Source organism: Xanthobacter sp. SG618 (assembly GCF_012932745.1).
GTDB lineage: Bacteria > Pseudomonadota > Alphaproteobacteria > Rhizobiales > Xanthobacteraceae > Xanthobacter > Xanthobacter flavus.
The window spans coordinates 15,931-38,719 of the sequence record NZ_JABBHL010000009.1; the positions used below are offsets into that span (position 1 = coordinate 15,931).

Below are 22,789 nucleotides of genomic sequence, written 5' to 3' on the forward strand. Positions count from 1 at the left end.
ATGCGGCTCTCCCCGAAGCAGTCCACCTTGCTGGTGCTGGCGGTGCTGATGATCGCCAGTCCCTTCTTCTTCCCGTCCAATTATTATTACCGCGTGGGGTCGCTGGTCTTCGTCAATTCCATCGCGGTGGTGGGCATCGTCATCCTCACCGGCTATGCGGGGCAGATCAGCCTCGGCCATGCGGGCTTCCTCGGCATCGGCGGCTATGCCTGCGCGCTGCTGCCGGCGCATTTCGGCCTGCCGCCCGCGCTCGCGGTGGTGGCCGGCGCGGCGCTCTCCGGCGCCATCGCATACGTGGTGGGCCGGCCCATCCTGAAGCTGAAGGGCTATTATCTCGCGGTGGCGACGCTCGGCTTCGGCGTGCTGGTGTCCATGGTGCTCGCCAATGAAGGCTGGCTCACCGGCGGGCCGGACGGCATCAAGGTGCCCGATCCCGGCCTGCGCGCGCTGCTGGAACAGGTGGGAATCGAACTCACCAACCCGCAATTCTGGTACGCCTTCTGCGGCCTCGTTCTGTTCATCGGCGCCTGGCTCGCCTTGAACCTGCGCGAAAGCCCCACCGGTCGCGCGCTCCGGGCGCTGCACGGCTCGGAGGTGGCGGCGCGCACGGCGGGCATCGATGTCGCGAAGGCGAAGTTGAATGCCTTCGTCATCTCCGCCGTCTACGCCTCGGTTGCCGGCTCCCTGCTGGCCTTGCAGAACCGGCTCATCACGCCTGATGTCGCAGGCTTCATGCACTCCATCGAGCTCGTCACCATGGCGGTGCTGGGCGGGGCCGGGTCGGTGCTGGGCGGCATCTTCGGCGCGGCGCTCCTCACGCTGCTGCCGCAGGTGCTCACCGTGTTGCAGGATTACGAGCACGTGGTCCTCGGCCTCGTGATGATGCTGGTGATGATCTTCCTGCCGGCCGGGCTCATCCCCAGCGCCCGGCGCCTGCTGCGGGGGAGGGGGGAATGAGCCTTTTACAAGTGGAAGGCCTCGGCATCTCCTTCGGCGGGGTCACGGCGGTTAACGACGTGTCCTTTGGGCTGGAGACGGGCAAGATCGTCTCGGTCATCGGCCCCAACGGGGCGGGCAAGACCACGCTGTTCAACATGATTTCCGGCGTCTACCTGCCGAAATCCGGCCGGGTACGTCTCGACGGCGAGGACGTGACCGGCCTGCGCCCGGACCTGCTGGCGGTGCGGGGCATGTCGCGCACCTTCCAGAACCTCCAGATCTTCCACGAGATGAGCGTGCTGGAGAACGTCATCGTCGGCTTCCACATGCACGAGCGCGGGCCGGTGCTCGCCGACCTGTTCGGCCTGCCCGGCTCACGCCGGCGGGCGCGGGCGGCGGCGGAGGGCGCGCGCATCCTGCTGGAGCGTGTGGGGCTGGAGCGGGCGGCCGAGCGCGAGGCCGGCGCCCTCTCCTATGGCGCGCTCAAGCGCCTAGAGATCGCCCGGGCGCTGGCCGCCCGCCCCCGCGTGCTGCTGCTCGACGAGCCGGCGGCGGGCTGCAACGCGGTGGAGACGGAGGAGATCGACCGCCTCATCTGCGAGGTGGCCAAGACCGGCGTCGCCATCCTGCTGGTGGAGCACGACATGAAGCTGGTGATGCGCCTGTCCGACACCATCGTGGTTCTGGACCATGGCGAGAAGATCGCCGAGGGCGATCCCGCATTGGTCAGCCGCGATCCGAAGGTGATCGAGGCCTATCTCGGTGCCGGCACGACGGAGGCGCTCCATGCTCACGGTTGAGGGGCTGCGCTCGCGCTACGGGCGCATCGAGGTGCTGCACGGGGTGGACCTGTTCGTCGGCTCCGGCGAGATCGTCACCGTGGTGGGGGCGAACGGGGCGGGGAAGACGACGCTGCTGCGCTGCCTCTCCGGCGTGCAGCCGGTGTCGGGCGGCACCATCACCTTCCGCGGCGAGGCGCTCACCCAGGTGCCCGCCTATCGCCGGGTGGCGCGGGGGCTGGCGCAATCGCCGGAGGGGCGGCAGATCTTCACCAATCTCAGCGTGGAGGAAAACCTGCGCCTCGGCGCCTTCGTCTTCGCCGACGAACGGGTGGAGCGCGACATGGCGGATGCCTTCGCCATGTTCCCCATCCTGAAGGAGAAGCGCAACCAGCTGGCCGGCGGCCTGTCCGGAGGGCAGCAGCAGATGCTGGCCATCGCCCGCGCCCTCATGGGCCGGCCGGCCTGCCTGCTCTTGGACGAGCCCTCCATGGGCCTCGCGCCCATCCTCGTGGCGCAGATCTTCGAGGTGGTGAAGGGGCTGAAGGCGCTGGACGTGACCGTGCTGCTGGTGGAGCAGAACGCCTTCGGGGCGCTGTCCGTGGCCGACCGGGGCTATGTGATGGAAACCGGCCGGGTCACCATGGTCGGCCCGGCGGCGGAGCTGATCGCCGACCCGCGCGTGCGCGAGGCGTATCTGGGCATCTGAGGCGGCCGCCCCGGAAGGGGCGACCGGCCTTTCAGCGTCTCAATGGCCGCTGCCGGCTTCCGGTGCCGGCGGCGCCGCCACCTTCGGCCGGGCGCCGGGGCGCAGCTTTTCGCGGATGCTCTGGAACAGCACGTAGAGCGGCGGGATGACGAAGATGCCGAGGAAGGAGGCGGCGATCATGCCGCCGAACACCGGCGTACCCACATTCTGCCGCGCCATCTGCGCCGCGCCGGTGGCGACCACCAGCGGGAACAGGCCGAGGATGAAGGCCAGCGACGTCATCATCACCGGACGGAACCTGAGGCGAGAGCCCTCGGTGGCGGCGGTGAGCAAATCCTCGCCATGCTCGCGCCGCTCCTTGGCGAACTCGACGATGAGGATGCCGTTCTTCGCCGCGAGGCCGATGAGCACGATCATGCCGATCTGGCCGTAGAGGTCGAGGGTGAGCTGCCCGATGACGATGGCCGCATAGGCGCCGAGCATGCCCACCGTGACGGAGAGCAGCACCGGCACCGGGATGGACCAGCTTTCATAGAGGGCCACCAGGAACAGGAAGGCGAACAGCACGGCGAAGGCGAGGATGACGCCCGTCTTGCCCTCCGCCCTCTTCTCCTGGAACGAGGTGTCGGTCCACGCGCCGGAGAAGCCCTGCGGCAGGGTCTTGGCCGCAACCGCATCCATGGCGGCCAGCGCCTGGCCGGAGGAGACGCCGGGCGCGGGATTGCCCTGCACCGTCACCGCGCGCTTGTTGTTGTAGCGGATGAGCGCCGGCGGGCCGACCTCCACCCGCACCTCCACGATGGAGCGCAGCGGGATCATCTCGCCTTTGTTGTTGCGCACATGGATGCGGTAGATGTCCTCCACATCCTTGCGGTCCTCGCCCTCCGCCTGCACCTGCACCTGCCAGGTGCGGCCGTAGAGGTTCATGTCGTTCACGTAGAGGCCGCCCAGCGAGGTCTGCAGCGCGGTGAACACGCTGTCGAGCGGCACGCCCAGCACCTGCGCCTTGTCGCGGTCGATATCGAGCTGGAGCGAGGGGTTGGTGGCGGAATAGGTGGAGAACACCCGCGTCAGCTCGGGGTCCTGGTTGGCGGCGATGAGAAGGCCGCGCAGCACCTGCGCCAGCACTTTGGGATCGCCGGCTCTGAGATCCTGCAGCACGAAGGAGAAGCCGCCGCCGGTGCCGAGGCCGACGATGGGCGGCGGGCCGAGCGGCACCACCGTGCCGCCGGGGATCATGCGCATCTTCTCGCCGAGGCGGGCGATCACCGCGTTGGCGCTCTCGTCCTTGCCCTTGCGCTCCTCGAACGGCTTCATGGTGACGACGATGAAGGCGGCGTTGGGCTGGGAATAGTTGTCGATGAAGTTGAGGCCGATGACGGAGGTGTAGTCCTCCACCGTGTGCTCTTCCTTCAGGAGCGCCTCGGCCTTGCGGATCACCTCCGTGGTGCGGCCCACCGAGGCGCCGCCGGGCAGCTGCACGACGACGAAGAAGGCGCCCTGGTCGTCCTCCGGCAGGAAGCCCGTGGGGGTGAGCTTCGACAGAGCGAAGATGCCGCCCGAGGCGACGAACACGCAGACGAGGCCGATGAGCGAGAAGCGCACCAGCCGCGCCACCGCCGAGCCGTAGGCGTCGCGCACCTTGTCGATGCCGCGCATGACGTAGCCGATGGGCCCCTTCTTCGGCCCGTGGGAGGGCTTCAAAAGGATGCCGCAAAGGGCCGGCGAGAGGGTGAGCGCGTTGATGGCCGAGAGGAACATGGCCACCGCCACCGTGATGGCGAACTGGCGGAACAACTCGCCGGAGATGCCGGGGATGAAGGCCACCGGCACGAACACGGAGAGCAGCACCAGGGTGATGGCGATGATGGGGGCGGTGATTTCCGCCATGGCCTTCTTGGTGGCGTCGGCGGGGGAGAGCTCGGGATGCTCCTCCATCACGCGCTCGACATTCTCCACCACCACGATGGCGTCATCCACCACGATGCCGATGGCCAGCACGATGGCGAGCAGCGACACGGTGTTGGCGGAATAGCCGATGGCGTTCAGCACGATGAAGGTGCCGATGAGGCTCACCGGCACCGCCAGCGTGGGGATGAGGGTGGCGCGGAACGAGCCGAGGAAGAGGTAGACCACCAGCACCACGAGGATGAACGCCTCGATCAGCGTCTTCTGCACCTCGTGCATGGTGTCGGTGACGAACACGGTCGGGTCGTAGGTGACCTTCCAGGCGAGGTCCTCGGGGAAGGCCTTCGCCAGTTCGTCCATGCGGGCGCGGATGGCGTTGATGGTGGTGATGGCGTTGGCGCCGGGCGACTGGTAGAGCGCCAGCACCGCCGAGGGGCCGCCATTGAACAGGGTCTCGCGGTCGAGGTTCGCGGCCCCCATTTCGAGGCGCGCCACGTCGCCGAGGCGCAGCACCGAGCCGTCCGCATTGGTGCGCAGGACGATGTTCTCGAACTCCGCGACGCTGGACAGCCGCCCCTTGGTGCGCAGGTTCAGCTGCAATTGCTGGTCGTCGGACACCGGGCGCGCGCCGAGGCGGCCCACGGCGGCCTGGATATTCTGCGAGCTGATGGCCTTGACCACGTCCTCCGCGGTGAGGCCGAGGCCGGTGAGGCGGTCAGTCTTCACCCAGGCGCGCATGGCATAGTCCTGCGGGCCCCACAGGCCCGCATCGCCCACGCCAGGGATGCTCTTCAATTCGTCGAGGATGTTGATGGTGACGTAATTGGAGATGTAGAGCGGGTCCCAGGTCTTCTTGGGCGAATAGATCGCCAGCACGCCGAGCAGCGCGGACGACTTCTTCTTCACCGTCACGCCCTGGCGCTTCACGTCCTCCGGCAGCTTGGAGAGCGCGACCTGCACCCGGTTGTTCATGTTGACGGTGTTGATGTCCGGGTCGGTGCCCAGCTCGAACGAGCCGGTGAGGGTGTAGGACCCGTCATCGCCGGACACGCTCTTCATGTAGATGAGCTTGTCGACGCCCACGACCTGCGCCTCGATGGGCTGGGCGACGGTGGAATCCACCACCTCGGCGGAGGCGCCGGGATAGAAGGTGGTCACCGACACCTGCGGCGGGATGATGTCGGGATATTGCGACACCGGGATCGCGAAGAGCGAGAGCAGGCCCGCGATCACCGTGACGATGGCGATGACGATGGCGAGCCGCGGGCGGTCGACGAAGACGGAGGAGAGCATCGCCTCAGCCCTTCACGCCGAGGACGGGGGTCGCGCGCACGGGGGCGTTGGGCCTCAGCGCCTCGAACCCGTCCACGATCACCGGCTCGCCGGGCTTGATGCCGTCCACGATGATGTTGCTGCCGACGTTTCCGCCCGGCTTCACCCGCCGTACCACCGCCTTGCCGTCCTCCACCACGAAGACGTAGACGCCGGCCTGGTCGGCGATGAGCGCCGCCTGCGGGACGACGACGCGCTCCTCCGGCTTGCCGGACTTCAGCTCCACCCGCACCAGCTGGCCGTCCACCAGCTGGCCCTTGGGGTTGGGCACGTCGGCGCGCATGATGATGGTGTCCGTGGTGCGGCTCACCGACACGTCGATGAAGTTGATGCGCCCCACCTCGCCATAGATGCTGCCGTCGGGAAACTTGATGCGGACCTCCACGTTGGAAAGGTCCACCTTCCCCTCGTCCTTCTGCGCTTCCTGATAGTCGCGCTGGCTCACCGGGAAGGTGACGTACATGGGGTTCTGGCTCACCACCGTGGCGAGCGGGCCGCTCTCCGGGCCGATGATGTGGCCGCGCGTGAAGGCGGTGCGGCCGATGCGGCCGGCGATGGGGGAGACGATGTCGGTGTAGCCGAGATTGATCTTCGCCGTGTTCAGCGCCGCCTCGGCGGTGAGCAGCGCGCCCTTTGCGGATTCCTCGTTGGCCACCGCCTGGTCGCGGGCGACCACCGTGCCGGCATTCTTGGTGAGCAGTTCCTCGGCGCGCTCGCGCTGGATCTTGGCGAGGGTGAGGGCTGCCTTGGCCCGCTCTACGTCGCCTTCCGCCTGCTGCACGTCGGCCTGGAAGGGCGGCTTTTCGATGCGGTAGAGGGGCTGGCCCTCCTTCACCATCTCGCCTTCCTTGAACAGCACGGCCTCCAGCATGGCCTTCACCCGGGCGCGGATGTCCACCCGCTCGGGCGCTTCCACGCGGCCGACGAATTCCATGGCGTCGGCGATCGGCTTGAGTTCAGCTGCCGCCACGCCCACGGGGATCGGCCCCTGCTGGGCGCCGGCCGGCGTCGCGCAGAGCAGCAGCGCAGCGGCCCACAGGACGGGACCAACGGATTTGAAATGCGCCGGCTTCGGACGAGCGATGATGCCCATGGCTGTTCCCCCTGATCGGCCCGTCGATGCCGCCCGGCGGCTTCGCCCGATGCCCCGCAAACTGGATCCGCAACGCTGATCTGAGCCCCTGCAGCGCCGCGTTCGCGCACACTAGCACCCCGCCCGCGTCCGGCAACGCCCCGATCTCGCCCCTGCGCTTGGCACAGCGGGCGCGATCGGCCAATTACCTTTTGGCGCCATCCGGGGCGCGCTGCCGTCGTCTCAGGCGACGTTGAGCGGGAACGGCACCACCTGTGCGCCCTCGCCCCGCGGCAGGCTCGGGGAGGCATCCGCCACCGCCAGCACCTGGCGCACCTCGTCCACCACGGACGCCGCCTCGGGGGCGATCTCCATGTTGGCGAGCAGCCGGTCGAGCAGAGCGAGGAGGCGCGAGCGCTCCTGCGGCGTCTTCAGCAGCGCCGGCAGGGTGGCGATGGCCTCCGCCTCGTTGCGGTCCACGATGATGGACTGGCGGCGGATGATGCCTTGCGCAACATCGGAGGGCAGGGCCAGAAGCCCCAGCTCGTAGCCCACCAGCTCGCGGATCTGCTTCAGGGTGGAGAGCCGGCGCTCGTTGCCGCCACGCTTGAAGCCGATGAGGGCCACGCGCACGCCGGCATCGGTGAAGCCGCCCTCGCGGATGGCGGCGAGGGCCGCCGCGACCTCGGCCGGCGGCTGCTCCACCAGGGCGGCGGCGGTGGCCGGCGCGGTGAGGTCCGGGTCCAGCATGGCGAAGGTGCCGTAGAGGCGGAAGAATTCGGTCTCCACCGTCGCGTCGCGCAGGCGGCGGTAGAGGTCCCAGCCGGCAGTGATGGCGGTAGCGGCGAAGCGCTCGCCGGCCACATGCACGCCTTTCTCGTCCCGGGGCGTGCGCTGGCCGCGGGCGAATTCGGCCAGCGGCGCCATGGCCTTGAGCCACGGATTGAGATCGGACAGGCCCCAGCGCACCACGCGCAGCGGATGCACCGCGCGCACCACGCGGCCCATCTCGGGCGTCACCACGGCGGCAATCGCGGGATGGACGAAGGTCTCGTAGAGGCGCGAATTGGTCTGCGAGACGTTGGCCACCACCTCGAACGGGATCTCGTCGTTGCGGTTATACTTCTGCAGCACCGCGAGATCCTCCACCCGGCGCTCGGTGAGGGTCACGTCATACTTCACCTCGGGGCCGGAGCGGTCCTCCTCGATGGTCATGCCGTAGAGGCCGGGGGGCAGCGCCTCCACATAGTCGAGCAGGTCCACGATCTGCGCGTGCTCGCGCCGGGCGATGGCGCCGGAGACGAAGATGCCGAGATGTCCCACCGTGTCGTGCATGAGGCCGACGATGACCTGCCCGGCATCCTTCAGCGCCTGCGTGGTCGGGTAGAGGTCCGCCACCCAGTTGATGGCCTGCTGGGGCGGGGTGATGTTGTCGCCCAGCGAGGCGAAGACGATGATGGGCGAGCGCACGGCCTTGAGGTCGAAGGTCTTGCCCGGCGCCCATTCCGCCTTGCCGGCGGCGAGCCTGTTGCCGACGAACAGGTTTTCCACGATCCACCGGATCTCTTCCCGGTTCATCAGGAAGTAGCCGCCCCACCAGCGCTCGAATTCCAGGAAGCGCGGCGGCTCGGTGTCGATCTTGGAATAGAGCGAATAGTATTTGGTGAAATAGGTGTTGGCCGGGTTGAGATACTCGAAATTGTCCACGAGATAGGCGCCGTCGAAGACGCCGCCGCCGAGGTCCGAGGCCAGCGAGGCGGTCCACGCCCCGCCCAGCACGCCGCCGGCATAGCGCATGGGGTTCTCGGCATCGTTGCCCGCCCAGTAGGACATGGGCGCGCCGTTGACGACGATGGGGCCCACATTGTCCGGGTCCAGCGCCGCGACCAGCATGGCGGCCCATCCGCCCTGGCAATTGCCCATCACCACCGGCCGCTCACGGGTGGGGTGGCGCTCGCGCACGAGGCGCACGAACTCGGATTCCGCCAGCGACACGTCCGCCAGCGTCTGCCCCGGCACCGGCTCGGGGAAGAAGATGACCATGTAGACGGCATGCCCCGCCTTCAGCGCGAAGCCGACCTCGGAATCCTTCTTGAAGCCGCCGATGCCCGGCCCGTGCCCGGCGCGCGGATCGATGATGAGGAAGGCGCGCTTTTCCGGGTCCAGCGTCACGCCGTCCGGCGGCAGGATGCGCACGAGGGCATAGTTGCAGGGCCGCGCGAAGGTGCGGGCGTCGGCCACCATCTCGTAGTCGAAGGCGAGCAGCGGCGGCTTCCCGGCCTTCTCGTGTTCGATCCAGTTGTTGCCGCGCTGGCGCATGGTGTCCCAGAAGATCAGCGAGCGCTGGGCCGCGTCGAAAGCGTAGGAGACGCTGTCGCGCCACGCCTCCGCCGGCGTCTGCGGGCGGCCCGCCCCGGCGAAGGCGGAGGCCGCTTCGCGCATGGCCGCGCCATAGGCCGAGACCGCCTCGCCGATGCGCAGGCGGTAAATCTCCGCCACCCGGCCGTAGACCTTCATCATGTCCATGGGATGCATGGGAGCCTCCTCAGGCGACAGCCGTGTGTGACAGGACCTGCCGCATCTCGCGGACGATGGTCCATTCCTCGTCGGTGGGGATCACATAGGCCTGCGGGCCGGTGCCGCGGGTGATGCGTGTGGCGCCGGCGCGGTTGGCTTCCGGGTCCAGCTCGAAGCCGGCCCAGGCGGCGGCGCGGATCACCTCGGCGCGGGTCTCGGCGTCGTTCTCGCCGATGCCGGCGGTGAAGACGAGGGCGTCGATGCCCCGCAGCGCCGCCACCAGCGAGCCGAATTCGCGGTTGATGCGGTAGACGAACAGGTCGATGGCCCGCCGTGCCCCCGCATCCGTCTCGCAGCGCTCGCGCAGCACGCGCATGTCGTTGGAGAGGCCGGAGACGCCGATGAGCCCGCACTTGGTATAGAGAAAGTGCTCCGCCTCCTCCGCGCTCATGCCCATCTCGCGCTGGAGATAGAAGACGACGCCGGGATCGATGGAGCCGCTGCGCGTGCCCATCACCAGCCCGTCGAGGGCCGAGAAGCCCATGGTGGTGGCGATGGAGCGCGCAGCGTCATAGGCGCACAGGCTCGCCCCGTTGCCGAGATGCGCCGCCACCACCCGCCCCTTGGCGAGGCGCGGATCGACCTTGGGGAACTGGGTGGCGAGATAGGCGTAGGACAGGCCGTGGAAGCCGTAGCGCTTCACCCCGGCATCGGTCATCGACTGGGGAATGGCGAACATCTGCGCCAGTTCCGGCTGGGTGCGGTGGAAGGCGGTGTCGAAGGCCGCCACCTGCGGCAGGCCCGGCACGCGGCGGGCGATGATGCGGATGGGCTCCAGGCTCTTCGGCTGGTGCAGGGGCGCGAGCGGGGAGAGGGTGTCCAGCTCGTTGATGATGGCGGGCGTCAGCTCCACCGCATGGGTATAATGCGGGCCGCCATGCACCACGCGGTGGCCGACGGCGGCGAGCTGGTGGCCGCCCCGGTGGGCGCCGAGCCAGTCGGAGAGATAGGCCAGCGCCTCCTCGAAGCCGAATGCCGTCTGCCCGGCCCAGCGCTGCTCCCCGGCGGTCGCGCCGTCGTGGTCCTTCACCTTGAAGTGGGGATCGGTGCCCAGCCCCTCGAACAGGCCGCGATAGATGCGGTTGGGCACGTCCGCGCCGTCGTCGAGGAACACCTGGAACTTGAGGCTGGAGGAGCCGGCATTCAGGACGAGCTGTACCTTTGCCATGTTCAGACCTCCAGCGCCTTGGCCGCCGCGCGGGCGGTGGCCTGCTGGGCGGCGGCGAGCAGCGCCGCCACCGCGCAGGAGGCGAGGCGCGTGGGCGCGGAATCCGCCCGGCTGGTGAGGATGATGGGCACCCGTGCCCCCACCACGATGCCCGCCGCATCGGCACCCGCGAGGAAGGAGAGGCTCTTCGCCAGCATGTTGCCGGCTTCGAGATCCGGCACCACCAGCACATTGGCCCGCCCGGCCACCGGCGAGGAAATGTGCTTGATGGCCGCCGAGCCGAGGTCGATGGCATTGTCCAACGCCAGCGGTCCGTCGACGATGGCGCCGGTGATCTGGCCGCGATCGGCCATCTTGCACAGGGCCGCCGCCTCGATGGTGGAGGGCACGGCGGGGTTCACCGTCTCCATGGCGGAGAGGATGGCCACCCGCACCTCGGGGAAGGAGAGCGCGTGCGCCAGCTCGATGGCGTTCTGCACGATGTGCGCCTTGTCCTCCAGCGAGGGGGCGATGTTGATGGCGGCATCGGTGATGATGAGCGCGTCGGGGTGGCTCGGCACGTCCATGACGAAGCAGTGGCTGATGCGCCGCGCGGTGCGCAGGCCGGTGTCGCGGGCGACCACCGCGCTCATCAGCTCGTCGGTGTGGAGGCTGCCCTTCATGAGGGCGTCGGCCTCGCCGCAGCGGACCAGCGCCACCGCCTTCTCCGCCGCCTCGTGACTGTGCGCCGCCGCCACCTGCCGCACCTTGGAAATGTCGAGCTGGCCAGCCGCCGCGGCCGCCGCGATCTTGGCCGGCGGGCCGACAAGGATGGGCTCGATCAGCCCGAGGTCCGCCGCCTCCAGCGCGGCGCGCAGGGAAACGTCGTCGCAGGGATGGGCCACCGCCACCTTGAGCCGGGGCAACGCCTGCGCCGCCGAGATCAGGCGATCATACTTGGCATGTCGATTGTGCTGGGTGTCTTGAGCCGCCGCTGCGGCCAAATGAGCGGTCATGTGCGCTCTCCCTCGTGCCGCCGCACGGGCCGGCCGGGCGGCTGGGCCTCCTGGCGGATGCTCGCCCCAAGCTGTCGGCCCGCAGCCTCCCGCCTTCCATGATGCAGATCAAGGGGCGTGTGCTCGCACCTGCGCAATGGTATCCGGGTGGCGGAAAAATGGGTGGCGCCGGTGACGCGATGCCGTTCAGCGATGTTTGGATAAAAATCCGGCCGGGCGCCTGCGGGGAAGCGGCGGCCCGGCCGGCGCTTCCCGGGAGGTCTCGGTTGAGCGCGTGGCCATGGTCCACGGAAGCCACGGGCGCCGCATCCCCAAAATGGAGGAGGCCGCGCGGCAACCTCACGGCTCGAAGGCGAACACCTTCTTCCAGTCGTCCTTCATGGAGATGACGGACCAGCCGCGCGCCTTCGCCTCGTCATAGAGCTTCTGGGTGAAGGTGCCGACCTCGGAGTATGGCAGGCCCTGTGCCGGGCCATAGGCGAATTCGCGCTTTCCGTCGTCGTGCAGCACCAGGGCCGCGAAGCGCAAACCCTTTCCGGCCTTGGTATATTCCAGCATCTGCCGGTCGCCGGTGGAATTGCCGAAGGCGGCAATGGGGCGCTTGCCGATGACGAGGTGGATGCCCTCCGGCTTGCCGCCGAACACGTCCTCGAACAGAACGGCCGGCTCCAGCCGCAGCACCGGCCGGCCGGAGGCGTCGTAGCCGAAGCGCACCGAGTCCGGCGTGCCCACCACCTGCTCGGGCGGAATGCCGTAGAGCTTCTCGGAATAGGCGCGCACGAAATCCTGCCCGCCGCCGGTGACGATATAGGTGCGGAAGCCGTTGGCGCGCAGCAGTTCCAGCACCTCCCTCATGGGCTGGTAGACGAGATCGGTGTGCGGGCGGTTCAGCACCGGATTGCGGGCGGTGGCCATCCACTCCTGCACGGCGGCGCGGAACTCCTCCACCGTGAGGGATTCCAGCGTCAGCATGATGATTTTCATGAAATCGGCGGAGGAGAGCTTGCCCAGGGCTTCTTCCCTGGCCTTCTCGTCACCGGAAATGGCGGTGCGGAACGGCTCCTCGGTCTTCAAGTCCGGATTGGCCTGGGCCATCGCGCGCACGCGGGCGGCGGCGAAGGCGACCTCGGTATAGACCGGCTGCTCCACCCAGAGCGTGCCGTCCTGGTCGAAGGTGGCGATGCGGTCGGCGGGGGGCACGAAATCCGGCCCGCCGGGGGTTGTGGTGGCCTTCACGAAATCGAGGATGCCGGTCTTGGTCGCACCCGCATTCCAGGAGGGGAGGGGATCGACCGCCTGCGCTAAGGCAGGGACGGAAAGCCCGGCACAGAGAAGACCGGCGGCGAGGACGGCGGCACGAGCGAGCGGCCGCAGGCCGGCGGAAAACCTCAACGACACCATGGATCAAGCCCCCTCGCGCCCCGACGCTGCGCCCCGGATGTTGCCCGATTCTGCGACGCCTGCGCGACGGCTTCAAGCCGGGATCGTCGCCGCATGGTCTCCCTCTCCCCTTGCGGGAGAGGGTCGGCGTGAGGGGTCGTTCTCTCCTCCTTCACCAGAACCGGGATGGCGGCGCCAGCCCCCTCACCCCCGCCCCCTCTCCCGCAAGGGGAGAGGGGAGTCCGGTCCCCGCACAGCGAATAACTGACGTTCCGCAAACGTCCCTCTTGGCGAGCGGGCCGGGTTGCGCGTAGATGGCGGTGCGGGGTCGGGCCAGTCGTTCCGGAATGGGGATGACGGGCACCGGTCGGTCATTTCTCGTGAGGGGGCCGGTCGAACGATCTGCGGGCAGGAGCCGCTCTCTAAGAGCCATCCCGCCGCATCGCACGCCTCGCCTCCCGCAACGGTGCTGCGCACCGAGGGAGCGGTCCATGGACCTTCGCCGTCGTCTCCTCACCATCCGCCGCAACCGCGCGCCTTTACCCACGCGCTTCGGCCTCGCGCTCGCGCTCATGGCCAGCGCGCTCATGGCCGGCGCGGTTCCCGGCACGCCCGCCTTCGCCCAGCAGGCGCGCCCGCAGGCGCCCGCCGCCCAGCCCGTGCCCGCCCAGCCGGCCGCCCCGCTGCCGCCGCGCGCGGCGAGCCAGAAGACCTTCCAGCGGCAGGATCTCATCGCCGGCGCCCGGCGCTACGAGCGGCTGCTGCGCCGGGAGGCGACCGCCCCCACCGGCCCCCTCGACAAGGCGCGGCGCGATGCCGCCCAGGCTTTCCAGCGCAATGATGCCCGCGCCGCCGCCGAGCTTTATGCCGGCCTCGCGCTGGTGCAGGCGCAGGATCCGGGCATCTGGATGCGCCTCGCCCGCTCGCTGGCCGCCATCAAGCCCACCGACGACGAGGACGCCTCCACCTTCATCGACAATGCGCTGGCCGCCGCCTTCATCGCCTATCGCCGCGCCACCACGCGGGCGGAGGAGGGGGAGGCGCTCTCCTTCATCGGCCATGTCTATGCCGACCGGCGCCTGTGGCAGCCGGCCATCGACACCATGAAGCTGGCGCTGGAGCTGCGCGACACCCCCGCCGACCGCAGCTTCTACGACAAGCTGAAGGAGGAGCACGGCTTCCGGCTGGTGGACTATTCGGTGGAATCCGACGCCGCGTCGCCGCGCGCCTGCGTGCAATTCTCCGACGACATCGCGCCGGGCACCGATTTCGCCGCCTTCGTGCAGGTGGGCGGGATGGACAAGCCGGCCATCACCGGCGAGGCGCGGCAGATCTGCGTGGAAGGCCTCAAGCACGGCTCCCGCTACACCATCGCGGTGCGGCCGGGCGTGCCTGCGGCCAATGGCGAGAAGCTGAAGAAGGCCACCGAACTCTCCATCTATGTGCGCGACCGCCAGCCCTCGGCCCATTTCTCAGGCCGCAACTATGTGCTGCCGCGCACCGGGCAGAAGGGCATTCCCGTCACCTCGGTCAATTCGCGCGAGCTGAAGATCAAGGTGCTGCGCATCGGCGACCGGGGCCTCGTGCCCACCGCCATTCAGGGCGAGTTCCGCCAGGGCCTCGACGGCTATGTGCGCCAGCGCCTCGCCGAGGGCGCGGGCATAGAGGTGTTCTCCGGCACGCTGGAGGTGGACGGCACGCTCAATGCCGATGTGGTCACCGCCATCCCCGTCAACGAGGCGGTGGGCAAGCTCGAGGCCGGCGTCTACGCCATGACCGCCGAGCCGCGCGAGACCTCGGGCGACGACGACTACGGCAGCCTCGCCACCCAGTGGTTCATCGTCTCCGACCTCGGCATGACCGCGCTCGCCGCGCCGGACGGCGTGCATGTGCTGGTGCGGTCGCTGGGCAGCGCCGAGCCGGTGGCCGGGGCGGATGTAACGCTGGTCGCCCGCTCCAACGAGATCCTCGGCACGGCGAAGACCGACGCCAGCGGCTATGCTCGCTTCGATGCCGGCCTCTCCCGCGGCCCCGCCGGCATGGGGCCGGAGGTGGTGACGGCGCGTGCCGCCAATGGCGACTACGCCTTCCTCTCCATGAAGGAGAATGCCTTCGACCTCACCGACCGGGGCGTCTCCGGCCGCGAGGCGCCGGGCGCGCTGGATGCCTTCCTCGCCACCGAGCGCGGCGTCTACCGCTCCGGCGAGACCGTGCATGTCACCGTCCTGCTTCGCGACGCGGCGGGCAATGCCGCCCCCAACGTGCCGCTGACCGTGCAACTGGTGCGCCCGGACGGCGTCGCCGACCGCCGCGTGGTGGTGCAGGACCAGGGCGCGGGCGGGCGCACGCTCGATCTGCCCATCCTCAAGGGCGCCATGACCGGCACCTGGCGGGCCAAGGCGCTTACCGACCTGAAGGCCCCTTCCATCGGCGAGGTGACGTTCCTGGTCGAGGATTACGTGCCCGACCGGGTGGAGTTCGACCTCTCCTCGCGCGAGCCGCGCCTGCCGCGCGACAAGGCGGTGGAGGTGCTGGTGGACGGCCGCTTCCTGTTCGGCGCCCCCGCCTCCGGCCTCGACGTGGAGGCGGAGACCGAGCTGCGCGCCGCCGCCAACCGGCCCGGCTTTGCCGGCTATGCCTTCGGCAACGCGCAGGACGAGGTGCTGGCCGAGCGCCAGCCCACGGCCGACGCCCCCGTCACCGACGCCCGCGGCCGCGCCACCATCCGCCTGCTGGCGGGCCAGCTGCCCAAGACCGCCCGGCCGCTGGAGATGGAGGCCTTCGTGCGCCTCGTGGAGGCGGGGGGCCGCGCCGTCCAGCGCACCATCGTGCTCCCGCTCGCGCCGGCCGGCAGCCAGATCGGCGTGAAGCCGCTCTTCGCCGATCGCGTCCGCGAAGGCGAGACGGCGAATTTCGACGTGGTGGTGGCCGGCGTGGACGACAAGCTCCTCGCTTCGCCCGGCCTCACCTGGAAGCTCTCGCGCATCGAGACGCGCTACCAGTGGTATCGCGTGAGCGGCTCGTGGGATTATGAGCCGGTGAAGACCGTGACCCGCATGGGCGAAGGCGTCATCGCCACCACCGCCGACGGCCCGGCCCGCCTCTCCGTGCCCACCCAATATGGCCGCTACCGCCTCGACCTCACCGGCGACGGCCTGCCGCTCACCTCCGTCACCTTCGAGGCCGGCTTCGGCGGCGACGGCAATGCCGACACGCCGGACCGCCTGGAACTCACCCTCGACAAGCAGGCCTATGCCGCCGGCGACACGCTGGAAGCCACGCTCACCGCTCGCACGGCCGGCACCGCCACGGTGATGGTGGTGAATGACGGCGTGCGCGACGCCAAGGTGCTGCAGGTGCAGCCGGGCGCCTCCAAGTTGAGCTTCAAGGTGGATGGCGGCTGGGGGCCGGGGGCCTATGTGGTCGCCTTCCTCCACCGCCCGCTGGACGTTCAGGCGAGCCGCATGCCCGGCCGCGCCATGGGCCTGTCCTGGTTCTCGGTGGACAAGGAGGCGCGCACCCTGAAGGTGGAGCTGTCCCCGCCCGCCGAGATGCGCCCCAACACCACCCTCGCCATTCCGGTGAAGGTGTCGAACCTGCCGGCCGGCGAGAAGGCCTATGTGACGGTGGCGGCGGTGGATGTGGGCATCCTCAACCTCACCGGCTACAAGCCGCCCGCGCCGGACGCGGTGGTGTTCGGCCAGCGCCGGCTCGCCGCCGATATCCGCGATTTCTACGGCGCGCTCATCGACGGCATGCAGGGCGCCGCCGGCCGGCTGCGCTCCGGCGGCGATGGCGGCGAGACGGCGATGATGGCGAGCCCGCCGCAGGGTCCGCCCGTGGCGCTGTTCTCCGGCCTCGTGGAAGTGGGGGCGGACGGCACCGCCACCGTCTCCTTCCCGGTGCCCGCCTTCGACGGCACGCTCAGGGTGATGGCCATCGCCTGGAGCCAGAACCGCCTCGGCCATGCGGCCGCCGACGTGGTGGTGCGCGACAAGGTGGTGATGCTCGCCACTTTGCCGCGCTTCCTCGCCTCCGGCGACCGCTCCAGCTTCAATCTGGACCTGACCAATGTGGAAGGCCCGGCGGGCGACTACCGGCTGGAGGTGACGGCCACCGGCGCCGCCGCCGTCACCGGCACCGTGCCGCCCGTCACGCTGGCCCAGAAGCAGCGCCAGTCCGTGCGTCTCGCGCTGGAGGGCCGGGGCGTCGGCCCCGCCACCGTCACGGCGCGGCTGACGGGGCAGGGCATCGACATCACCCGCAGCTTCCAGATGCAGGTGCGTCCGGCCTATCCGGACATCGAGCGGCGCACGGTGCGCAATCTCGCCCCCGGCGAGAGCATCAGCGTGTCGCGCGATCTCCTCGCCGATCTGCTGCCGGGCACCGGCAGCGTGGCGGTGAGCGTTTCGCCCTCGAGCGCCATCGACGTGCCGGCGCTGCTGGCGGCCCTCGACCGCTACCCCTATGGCTGCACCGAGCAGGTGACGAGCCGCGCTCTGCCGCTGCTCTCCTACAACGAGCTGTCCGTCCTCGTGGGCCGGGCGAAAGACCCGGAGGCCGACCAGCGCATCCGCGACGCCATCGTCCGCGTCTTCTCGCGGCAGGGGTCGGACGGTTCGTTCGGCCTGTGGTCGGCAGGCGGCAACGACACCTGGCTCGACGCCTATGTGGTGGATTTCCTGACCCGCGCGAAGGAGAAGGGCTTCGCCGTTCCCGACCAGGCCTTTTCGCTGGCGCTGGACCGGCTGCGCAACGTGGTGAACCTCGCGGGGGCCGACATGCGCTCCGCCAGCGAGGGCCTCGCCTATGCCCTCTATGTGCTCGCCCGCAACGGCCGCGCGCCCTTGGGCGACCTGCGCTACATCGCCGACACGCGGCTGAAGGACCTCGCCTCTCCGCTCGCCCGCGGGCAGGTGGGCGCGGCCCTCGCGCTGCTCGGCGACCGCACCCGCGCGGAACGGGCCTTCAACGTGGCGCTGGAGGGCATCCCCGCCAGCGCCACCGCGCCGGAGATCGGCCGTTCGGATTTCGGCTCGGTGCTGCGCGACGCCGCCGCCTTGACCGTGCTCGCCCGCGAGGCGGGGCTGGACAAGGTGGCCGCTGTGGCGCTCGCCCGCGTGGATGCGGCGCGGGTGCGCACGGAGCGCACCTCCACGCAGGAAAATGCGTGGATGCTGCTGGCCGCCCGCACTCTGGCCGCCAGCGCCGCCAACATGACGCTGGAGGTGGATGGCGGCCTCGTGCGCGGCCCGTTCGGCAGCAAGCTCTCGCGCGCCGATCTGGAGCGCGGGCCGCTCACCCTGCGCAATGCCGGCACCGAAGCGGTGAAGGTGGTGGTGGGCGTCAACGGCGCCCCCGTGGCGCCCGAGCCGCCCATCTCCAAGGGCTTCTCGCTGGACCGCAAGTATTTCACCCTCGACGGCAAGCCGGCGGACCCCACCAAGGCGGTGCAGAACCAGCGCTTCGCCGTGGTGCTCACCTTCTCGGAGGAGAAGAGCGCGCTGGCCGACGTGCTGCTGGTGGACTTCCTGCCGGCCGGCTTCGAGATCGAGAACCCCAACCTCATCAAGGGCGGTGACGGCGGCTTCACCTGGCTCGACGAGACCAGCGAGGCCGGCCACGTGGAGTTCCGCGACGACCGTTTCGTCGCCTCGGTGACGCGGGAGGAGGGCGATGCGCCCTTCGTCGTCGCCTACACGGTGCGGGCGGTTTCGCCCGGCCGCTATGCCCACCCGCCGGCCATGGTGGAGGACATGTACCGCCCCGACCGCTTCGCCCGCACGGCGGCCGGCAGCATGGAGGTCGCGCCCGCCCGATGAGTGAGATGCCCGCGCCCTTCCCGCCTCCTGTCCCCCGGCGCCGCTGGCGCTGGATGGCGGGCGCGGCGGGGCTCGGCCTCGTGCTGGCGCTCTCGACCGGCGCTGTGGGGCTCGCCATCATCTGCGCCGATGCCCCACCGCCGCCCGAGCCCAAGGTCTCGGCCGAGGTGGTGGACAAGGAAGGCCGCCTCCTGCGCCCCTTTGCGCTGCCGGACGGGCGCTGGCGGCTCGCGGCCTCCGCGGGCGATGTGGACCCGCGCCTCGTGGACATGATCCTCGCTTATGAGGACCGGCGCTTCCGCGACCATATGGGCGTCGATGCCCTCGCCTTGCTGCGCGCGGCGGGGCAGGCGGCGGGGTCGCTGCGCGTCGTCTCCGGCGGTTCCACGCTGACCATGCAGGTGGCGCGCCTGACCCTGCCGCCCCGCGCCCGCACGCTGAACGCCAAGCTCGCCCAGATGCGCCGCGCGCTAGAGCTGGAGGCGCGGCTCTCCAAGGACGAGATCCTTTCGCTCTATCTCACGCTTGCCCCCTATGGCGGGAACATCGAGGGGGTGCGTGCGGCCTCGCTCACCTATCTCGGCAAGGAGCCGCGCCGGCTGACGCTGGGCGAGGCGGCGCTGCTGGTGGCGCTGCCGCAATCGCCCGAGACGCGCCGGCCGGACCGCTATCCCGCCCGCGCCAAGGCGGCCCGCGACCGCGTGCTGGACCGCCTCGCCGCGCAGGGGATCATCGCGCCGGACGAGGTGCGCGTCGCCAAGGCCGAGGCCGTGCCCACCGCCCGCCGTCTCCTGCCGCAGATCGCGCCCCACCTCTCCGAGGAGATGGCGGCCGAGCGGCCGGACCTCGCCCGCCACCTCACCACCCTCGATGCACCCCTGCAGGAGCGGCTGGAGGAGCTGGTGCGCGAGCGCACGCGCACGCTGGGGCGCGGGCTCTCCGCCGCCATCGTGGTGATGGACAATGAGAGCGCCGAGGTGCGCGCCTACGTGGCCGCCGCCGATTATTTCGACAAGGACCGCGCCGGCGCCGTGGACCTCGCCCGCGCCGTGCGCTCGCCGGGCTCCACGCTGAAGCCCTTCATCTATGCCCTCGCCTTCGAAGACGGCATCGCCCATCCCGAGACGCTGATCGAGGACCGGCCCGCCCGCTTCGGCGCGTGGCGGCCGGAGAATTTCGACCGCACCTTCCAGGGCACGCTTTCCGTGCGCAAGGCGCTGCAGATGTCGCTGAACGTGCCGGCGGTGCGGCTGCTGGAGGCGGTGGGGCCGCAGCGGCTGGCGAGCCGCATGCAGCAGGCGGGCGGCCGGCTGGAGCTGCCCCCCGGTGCCGCGCCGGCCTTGCCCATGGGGCTCGGCGGCGTGGGCATCCGCCTCATCGATCTCACCACCCTCTATGCCGCGCTGGCGCGGGGCGGGGAGGCCCATGCCCCGGTCTTCCGCCGGGGCGACGGCGCGGTGGCGGCGCCGCGCAAGGTCCGGCTCGTGGACGAGGTGGCCGCCTGGTATGTGGGCCAGTGCCTGCTCGGGACCCCGGCGCCGGAGAATGCCTTGGGTGGGCGCATCGCCTTCAAGACCGGCACCTCCTATGGCTATCGCGACAGCTGGGCGGTGGGCTTCGATGGCCGGCGCACGGTGGGCGTCTGGGTGGGCCGGCCGGACGGGCAGGCGGTGCCCGACCTCACCGGCCGCGCGGCGGCCGCGCCTCTGCTGTTCGACGCCTTCGCCCGCATCGTCCGCACGCCCGCGAGCCTTGCCGTCGCCCCGCGCGGGGCGGTGATGGCCGGCAATGCCCGGCTGCCACCGCCCCAGCGGCATTTCGGCCGGGCGCGTCAGGAGCAGGCGCTGGAGGTGGTCTATCCGCCCGACGGCGCGCGGGTCTCCTCCGAGGGGGCGGAGACGCTGGCGCTGAAGGTGGACGGCGGCACCTTCCCTTTGACCCTGCTCATGGACGGCCGTCCGGTGGCACGGGTGGAGGATCGCCGCACCCTGTTCTGGACCCCGCCCGGCCGCGGCTTCGCCCGCCTCACCGTCATCGATGCGGATGGACGCAGCGACAGCGTGACGGTGAAGGTGGAGTAGGGCGCAAAAGAAAACCCGCTGCCTTGCGGCAGCGGGTGGAGGGCACTGGGAGGAAACGCGGAAGACAGGAACTTAAGAGCCGGCCGCCGCGGAACCGCGCGGCCGGGCCTTCAGGAATTCTCAGAAGCCGCGGGCAACCGCCTGGGCGATGCGCTGACGGTCGAGGCCCATCTCGGCGAGCTCGCTGTTGGAGCGGCGCGAGAGGTACTCATAGCGCTCCGACATGGCGCGGGCTTCGGCGACGGCGTCGAGGAAGTCGCACACCGCAGCGCCGATGCGACCGAAGAAGCCGGTTTCGCGGGGAGCATGTGCAGTGATCGTGACCATTTTCGCCTCCATTTGATGGAGGGAAGATAGGCCATCTGCGTGCGATGCAATATAGCGGATTGTGCATGGCACCATTGCGTATGTCGTATACCACAGGTCCCACCGGTCGCATGGGTGTCGCCACACCCCGGACAGGCCCCAAAGAAACGGGGCTGTGAATGGCGCGAAACGGGAGTTGAACCCGGCGATCGAATTGCGTATAGAGCCCACCTGCCTCGGCAGACCCACCCGCCCCGCTCCTGCGGCCGGCCGGGTGTTGGGGGATAGTTCAACGGTAGAACCGCGGACTCTGACTCCGTTAATCCTGGTTCGAATCCAGGTCCCCCAGCCAAATCAAGCGCCCCTCCCAGATACAGACGCCGCCCGCATCGTGATGTCGGGTGTTCAAGCGCGTCGGCTGGTCGGGTGTCATCAGCCCTTGCGCCGCACCTGACCCCTTGAGGACTTGCCGCTGCGCTCGCCGATCCGGGCGATGGTGCGCCGGTCCACCGATTCCCGGGATTATCTTTGCGCGTGGCGCGATGGCGGCAGCGCGCGGTGTTGCGCTCGGCTCCGGATTGCGGGGCGGCTGTCTATTATACTTTAAGTTGTAGTTTTGAAGATCTGCAATCATATTTTCCATGGCCCGACCAAGCGGTGGCAGGGGGTGCCAGACCGCCGGGAAATCCAATGGGGGAGGGGGCGATGACCTTAAGCGATGTCCTGACGATCGCCATTGCGCTGATGGTCACCTACACGATGATGAGCCTGCTGGCCTCGACCCTTCAGGAGCAATTGTCCGCTGTTCTGTCAAAGCGCCAGAAAGGGCTCGAAGCCGCCATACGCGGGCTAATCGCGCCGGAGGGCGGGGAGGATGGCCGCCTTCGGGAAATTGCCGAGCAATTATATGGGCATGCCCTCGTGTCCGGGTCCAGTCCCAAGGGAAAGCCCTCCTACGTGCCGGCGCGCAACTTCACCCTCGCGCTGCTCACGCTCATCAGCGAGGGATCGCAGGCCGAGTCCATCGTCGGCCTGCGCGAAGCGGTCGGGAAGCTGCCCGAGGGAAAGCTGCGCCAAGCCCTTGGCACGCTTGTCGAAAGCGCGGGCACGGACCTGGATGCGTTTCGCACATCCGTGGATGGCTGGTACAATCAAGCTATGGACCGGCTCAATGGCCAGTACACGCGTCATACGCAAGTGTGGCTGCTGGGGATCGGCTTCCTCCTCGCCGCGTCTCTGAACGTGGATACGTTCACCATCGTCGACACGCTGATGAAAAGTCCCCAATTGCGCGCGGAGTACGAGGTGAAAGCTCAGGCCTGGGTGAAAGAGGGCCAGCCGAAACCGGGTGAGGCCCCCATCTCGCGCATTCTTTCAGATCTGGCGCCGCTGCCCATCGGCTGGCAGCAATGTGCGGCTCCGGTTCCGCCCGCACCGCCAGCCGGCGCGGGCGCGGCGGCGTCAGGTTCCACCGCGCCGACACATTGCGTTTCGTGGGAGCGGCTCGGACGCGGCGATCTGCGTCTGTCGGATGCCCTGACCGTCTTCGGCTGGATTTTCACCGCCGTCGCGATCTCGTTTGGGGCGCCGTTCTGGTTCCAGTTGCTCAATCAGCTCGTGAACATGCGCGCCGCCGGGCCCAAGCCCGACGTCAAGGACGACAAGACGGGGACCTGACGCGTTCGGCCAACGGGCACGCTTCGGCGAAGCGTACCCGGAAG

13 protein-coding genes and 1 tRNA gene are annotated in these 22,789 nt (G+C 69.6%); 7 read left to right on the plus strand and 7 right to left on the minus strand.

Features of this window, described 5'->3' with window-relative positions; genetic code table 11:
* From FHT36_RS20875 to FHT36_RS20885, 3 genes are read left to right on the plus strand one after another with little or no spacing between them, the layout of a single operon-like run.
* The gene (locus FHT36_RS20875) at nt 1–957 is read left to right on the plus strand and encodes a branched-chain amino acid ABC transporter permease (protein ID WP_210257902.1); all 957 of its coding nucleotides are present in this window, start codon (nt 1–3) and stop codon (nt 955–957) included.
* Complete coding sequence (locus FHT36_RS20880; RefSeq protein WP_169124398.1) at nt 954–1,739, plus strand: ABC transporter ATP-binding protein; 786 nt, start codon at nt 954–956, stop codon at nt 1,737–1,739. The genes FHT36_RS20875 and FHT36_RS20880 overlap by 4 nt, the downstream gene beginning before the upstream one ends.
* Nucleotides 1,726–2,427: an ABC transporter ATP-binding protein gene (locus FHT36_RS20885; protein WP_169124399.1), complete on the plus strand. Its 702-nt coding sequence runs from the start codon at nt 1,726–1,728 to the stop codon at nt 2,425–2,427. Before FHT36_RS20880 ends, FHT36_RS20885 begins: the two co-directional genes overlap by 14 nt.
* Before the next feature lie 39 nt (nt 2,428–2,466).
* Here FHT36_RS20885 and FHT36_RS20890 read toward each other — a convergent pair whose 3' ends face one another.
* The 6 genes from FHT36_RS20890 to FHT36_RS20915 form a co-directional block, all read right to left on the minus strand.
* Complete coding sequence (locus FHT36_RS20890; RefSeq protein WP_169124400.1) at nt 2,467–5,628, minus strand: efflux RND transporter permease subunit; 3,162 nt, start codon at nt 5,626–5,628, stop codon at nt 2,467–2,469.
* A gap of 4 nt (nt 5,629–5,632) precedes the next feature.
* Nucleotides 5,633–6,760: an efflux RND transporter periplasmic adaptor subunit gene (locus tag FHT36_RS20895; protein ID WP_169124401.1), complete on the minus strand. Its 1,128-nt coding sequence runs from the start codon at nt 6,758–6,760 to the stop codon at nt 5,633–5,635.
* 222 nt (nt 6,761–6,982) lie between these two features.
* On the minus strand, nt 6,983–9,274 hold the full coding sequence (locus tag FHT36_RS20900; protein WP_169124402.1) for a DUF3141 domain-containing protein: 2,292 nt from the start codon (nt 9,272–9,274) through the stop codon (nt 6,983–6,985).
* Between the two features lie 10 nt (nt 9,275–9,284).
* Complete coding sequence (locus FHT36_RS20905) at nt 9,285–10,484, minus strand: acetate/propionate family kinase (RefSeq protein WP_169124403.1); 1,200 nt, start codon at nt 10,482–10,484, stop codon at nt 9,285–9,287.
* 2 nt (nt 10,485–10,486) lie between these two features.
* The gene (locus FHT36_RS20910; protein ID WP_210257903.1) at nt 10,487–11,479 is read right to left on the minus strand and encodes a phosphate acetyltransferase; all 993 of its coding nucleotides are present in this window, start codon (nt 11,477–11,479) and stop codon (nt 10,487–10,489) included.
* A 339-nt stretch (nt 11,480–11,818) separates the two neighbouring features.
* Nucleotides 11,819–12,880, minus strand: a complete 1,062-nt coding sequence (locus FHT36_RS20915) for an HAD family phosphatase (protein WP_169124404.1) — start codon at nt 12,878–12,880, stop codon at nt 11,819–11,821.
* Nucleotides 12,881–13,350: 470 nt separating this feature from the next.
* On the opposite strand from FHT36_RS20915, the gene FHT36_RS20920 reads away from it, so the two are divergent.
* On the plus strand, nt 13,351–18,681 hold the full coding sequence (locus FHT36_RS20920) for an alpha-2-macroglobulin (RefSeq protein ID WP_169124405.1): 5,331 nt from the start codon (nt 13,351–13,353) through the stop codon (nt 18,679–18,681).
* Nucleotides 18,678–20,762 (plus strand): penicillin-binding protein 1C, encoded by a 2,085-nt coding sequence (gene pbpC, locus FHT36_RS20925; RefSeq protein ID WP_210257904.1) that lies wholly within the window; start codon nt 18,678–18,680, stop codon nt 20,760–20,762. Before FHT36_RS20920 ends, pbpC begins: the two co-directional genes overlap by 4 nt.
* A 120-nt stretch (nt 20,763–20,882) precedes the next feature.
* On the opposite strand, the gene FHT36_RS20930 is transcribed toward pbpC, so the two are convergent.
* Nucleotides 20,883–21,089: a hypothetical protein gene (locus FHT36_RS20930; RefSeq protein WP_169124406.1), complete on the minus strand. Its 207-nt coding sequence runs from the start codon at nt 21,087–21,089 to the stop codon at nt 20,883–20,885.
* Nucleotides 21,090–21,346: 257 nt separating this feature from the next.
* On the opposite strand from FHT36_RS20930, the gene FHT36_RS20935 reads away from it, so the two are divergent.
* Both FHT36_RS20935 and FHT36_RS20940 read left to right on the plus strand, forming a co-directional pair.
* Nucleotides 21,347–21,420 (plus strand) — tRNA-Gln (locus tag FHT36_RS20935).
* A 353-nt stretch (nt 21,421–21,773) separates the two neighbouring features.
* On the plus strand, nt 21,774–22,745 hold the full coding sequence (locus FHT36_RS20940) for a hypothetical protein (RefSeq protein WP_169124407.1): 972 nt from the start codon (nt 21,774–21,776) through the stop codon (nt 22,743–22,745).
* The last annotated feature ends 44 nt before the right edge of the window (nt 22,746–22,789 follow it).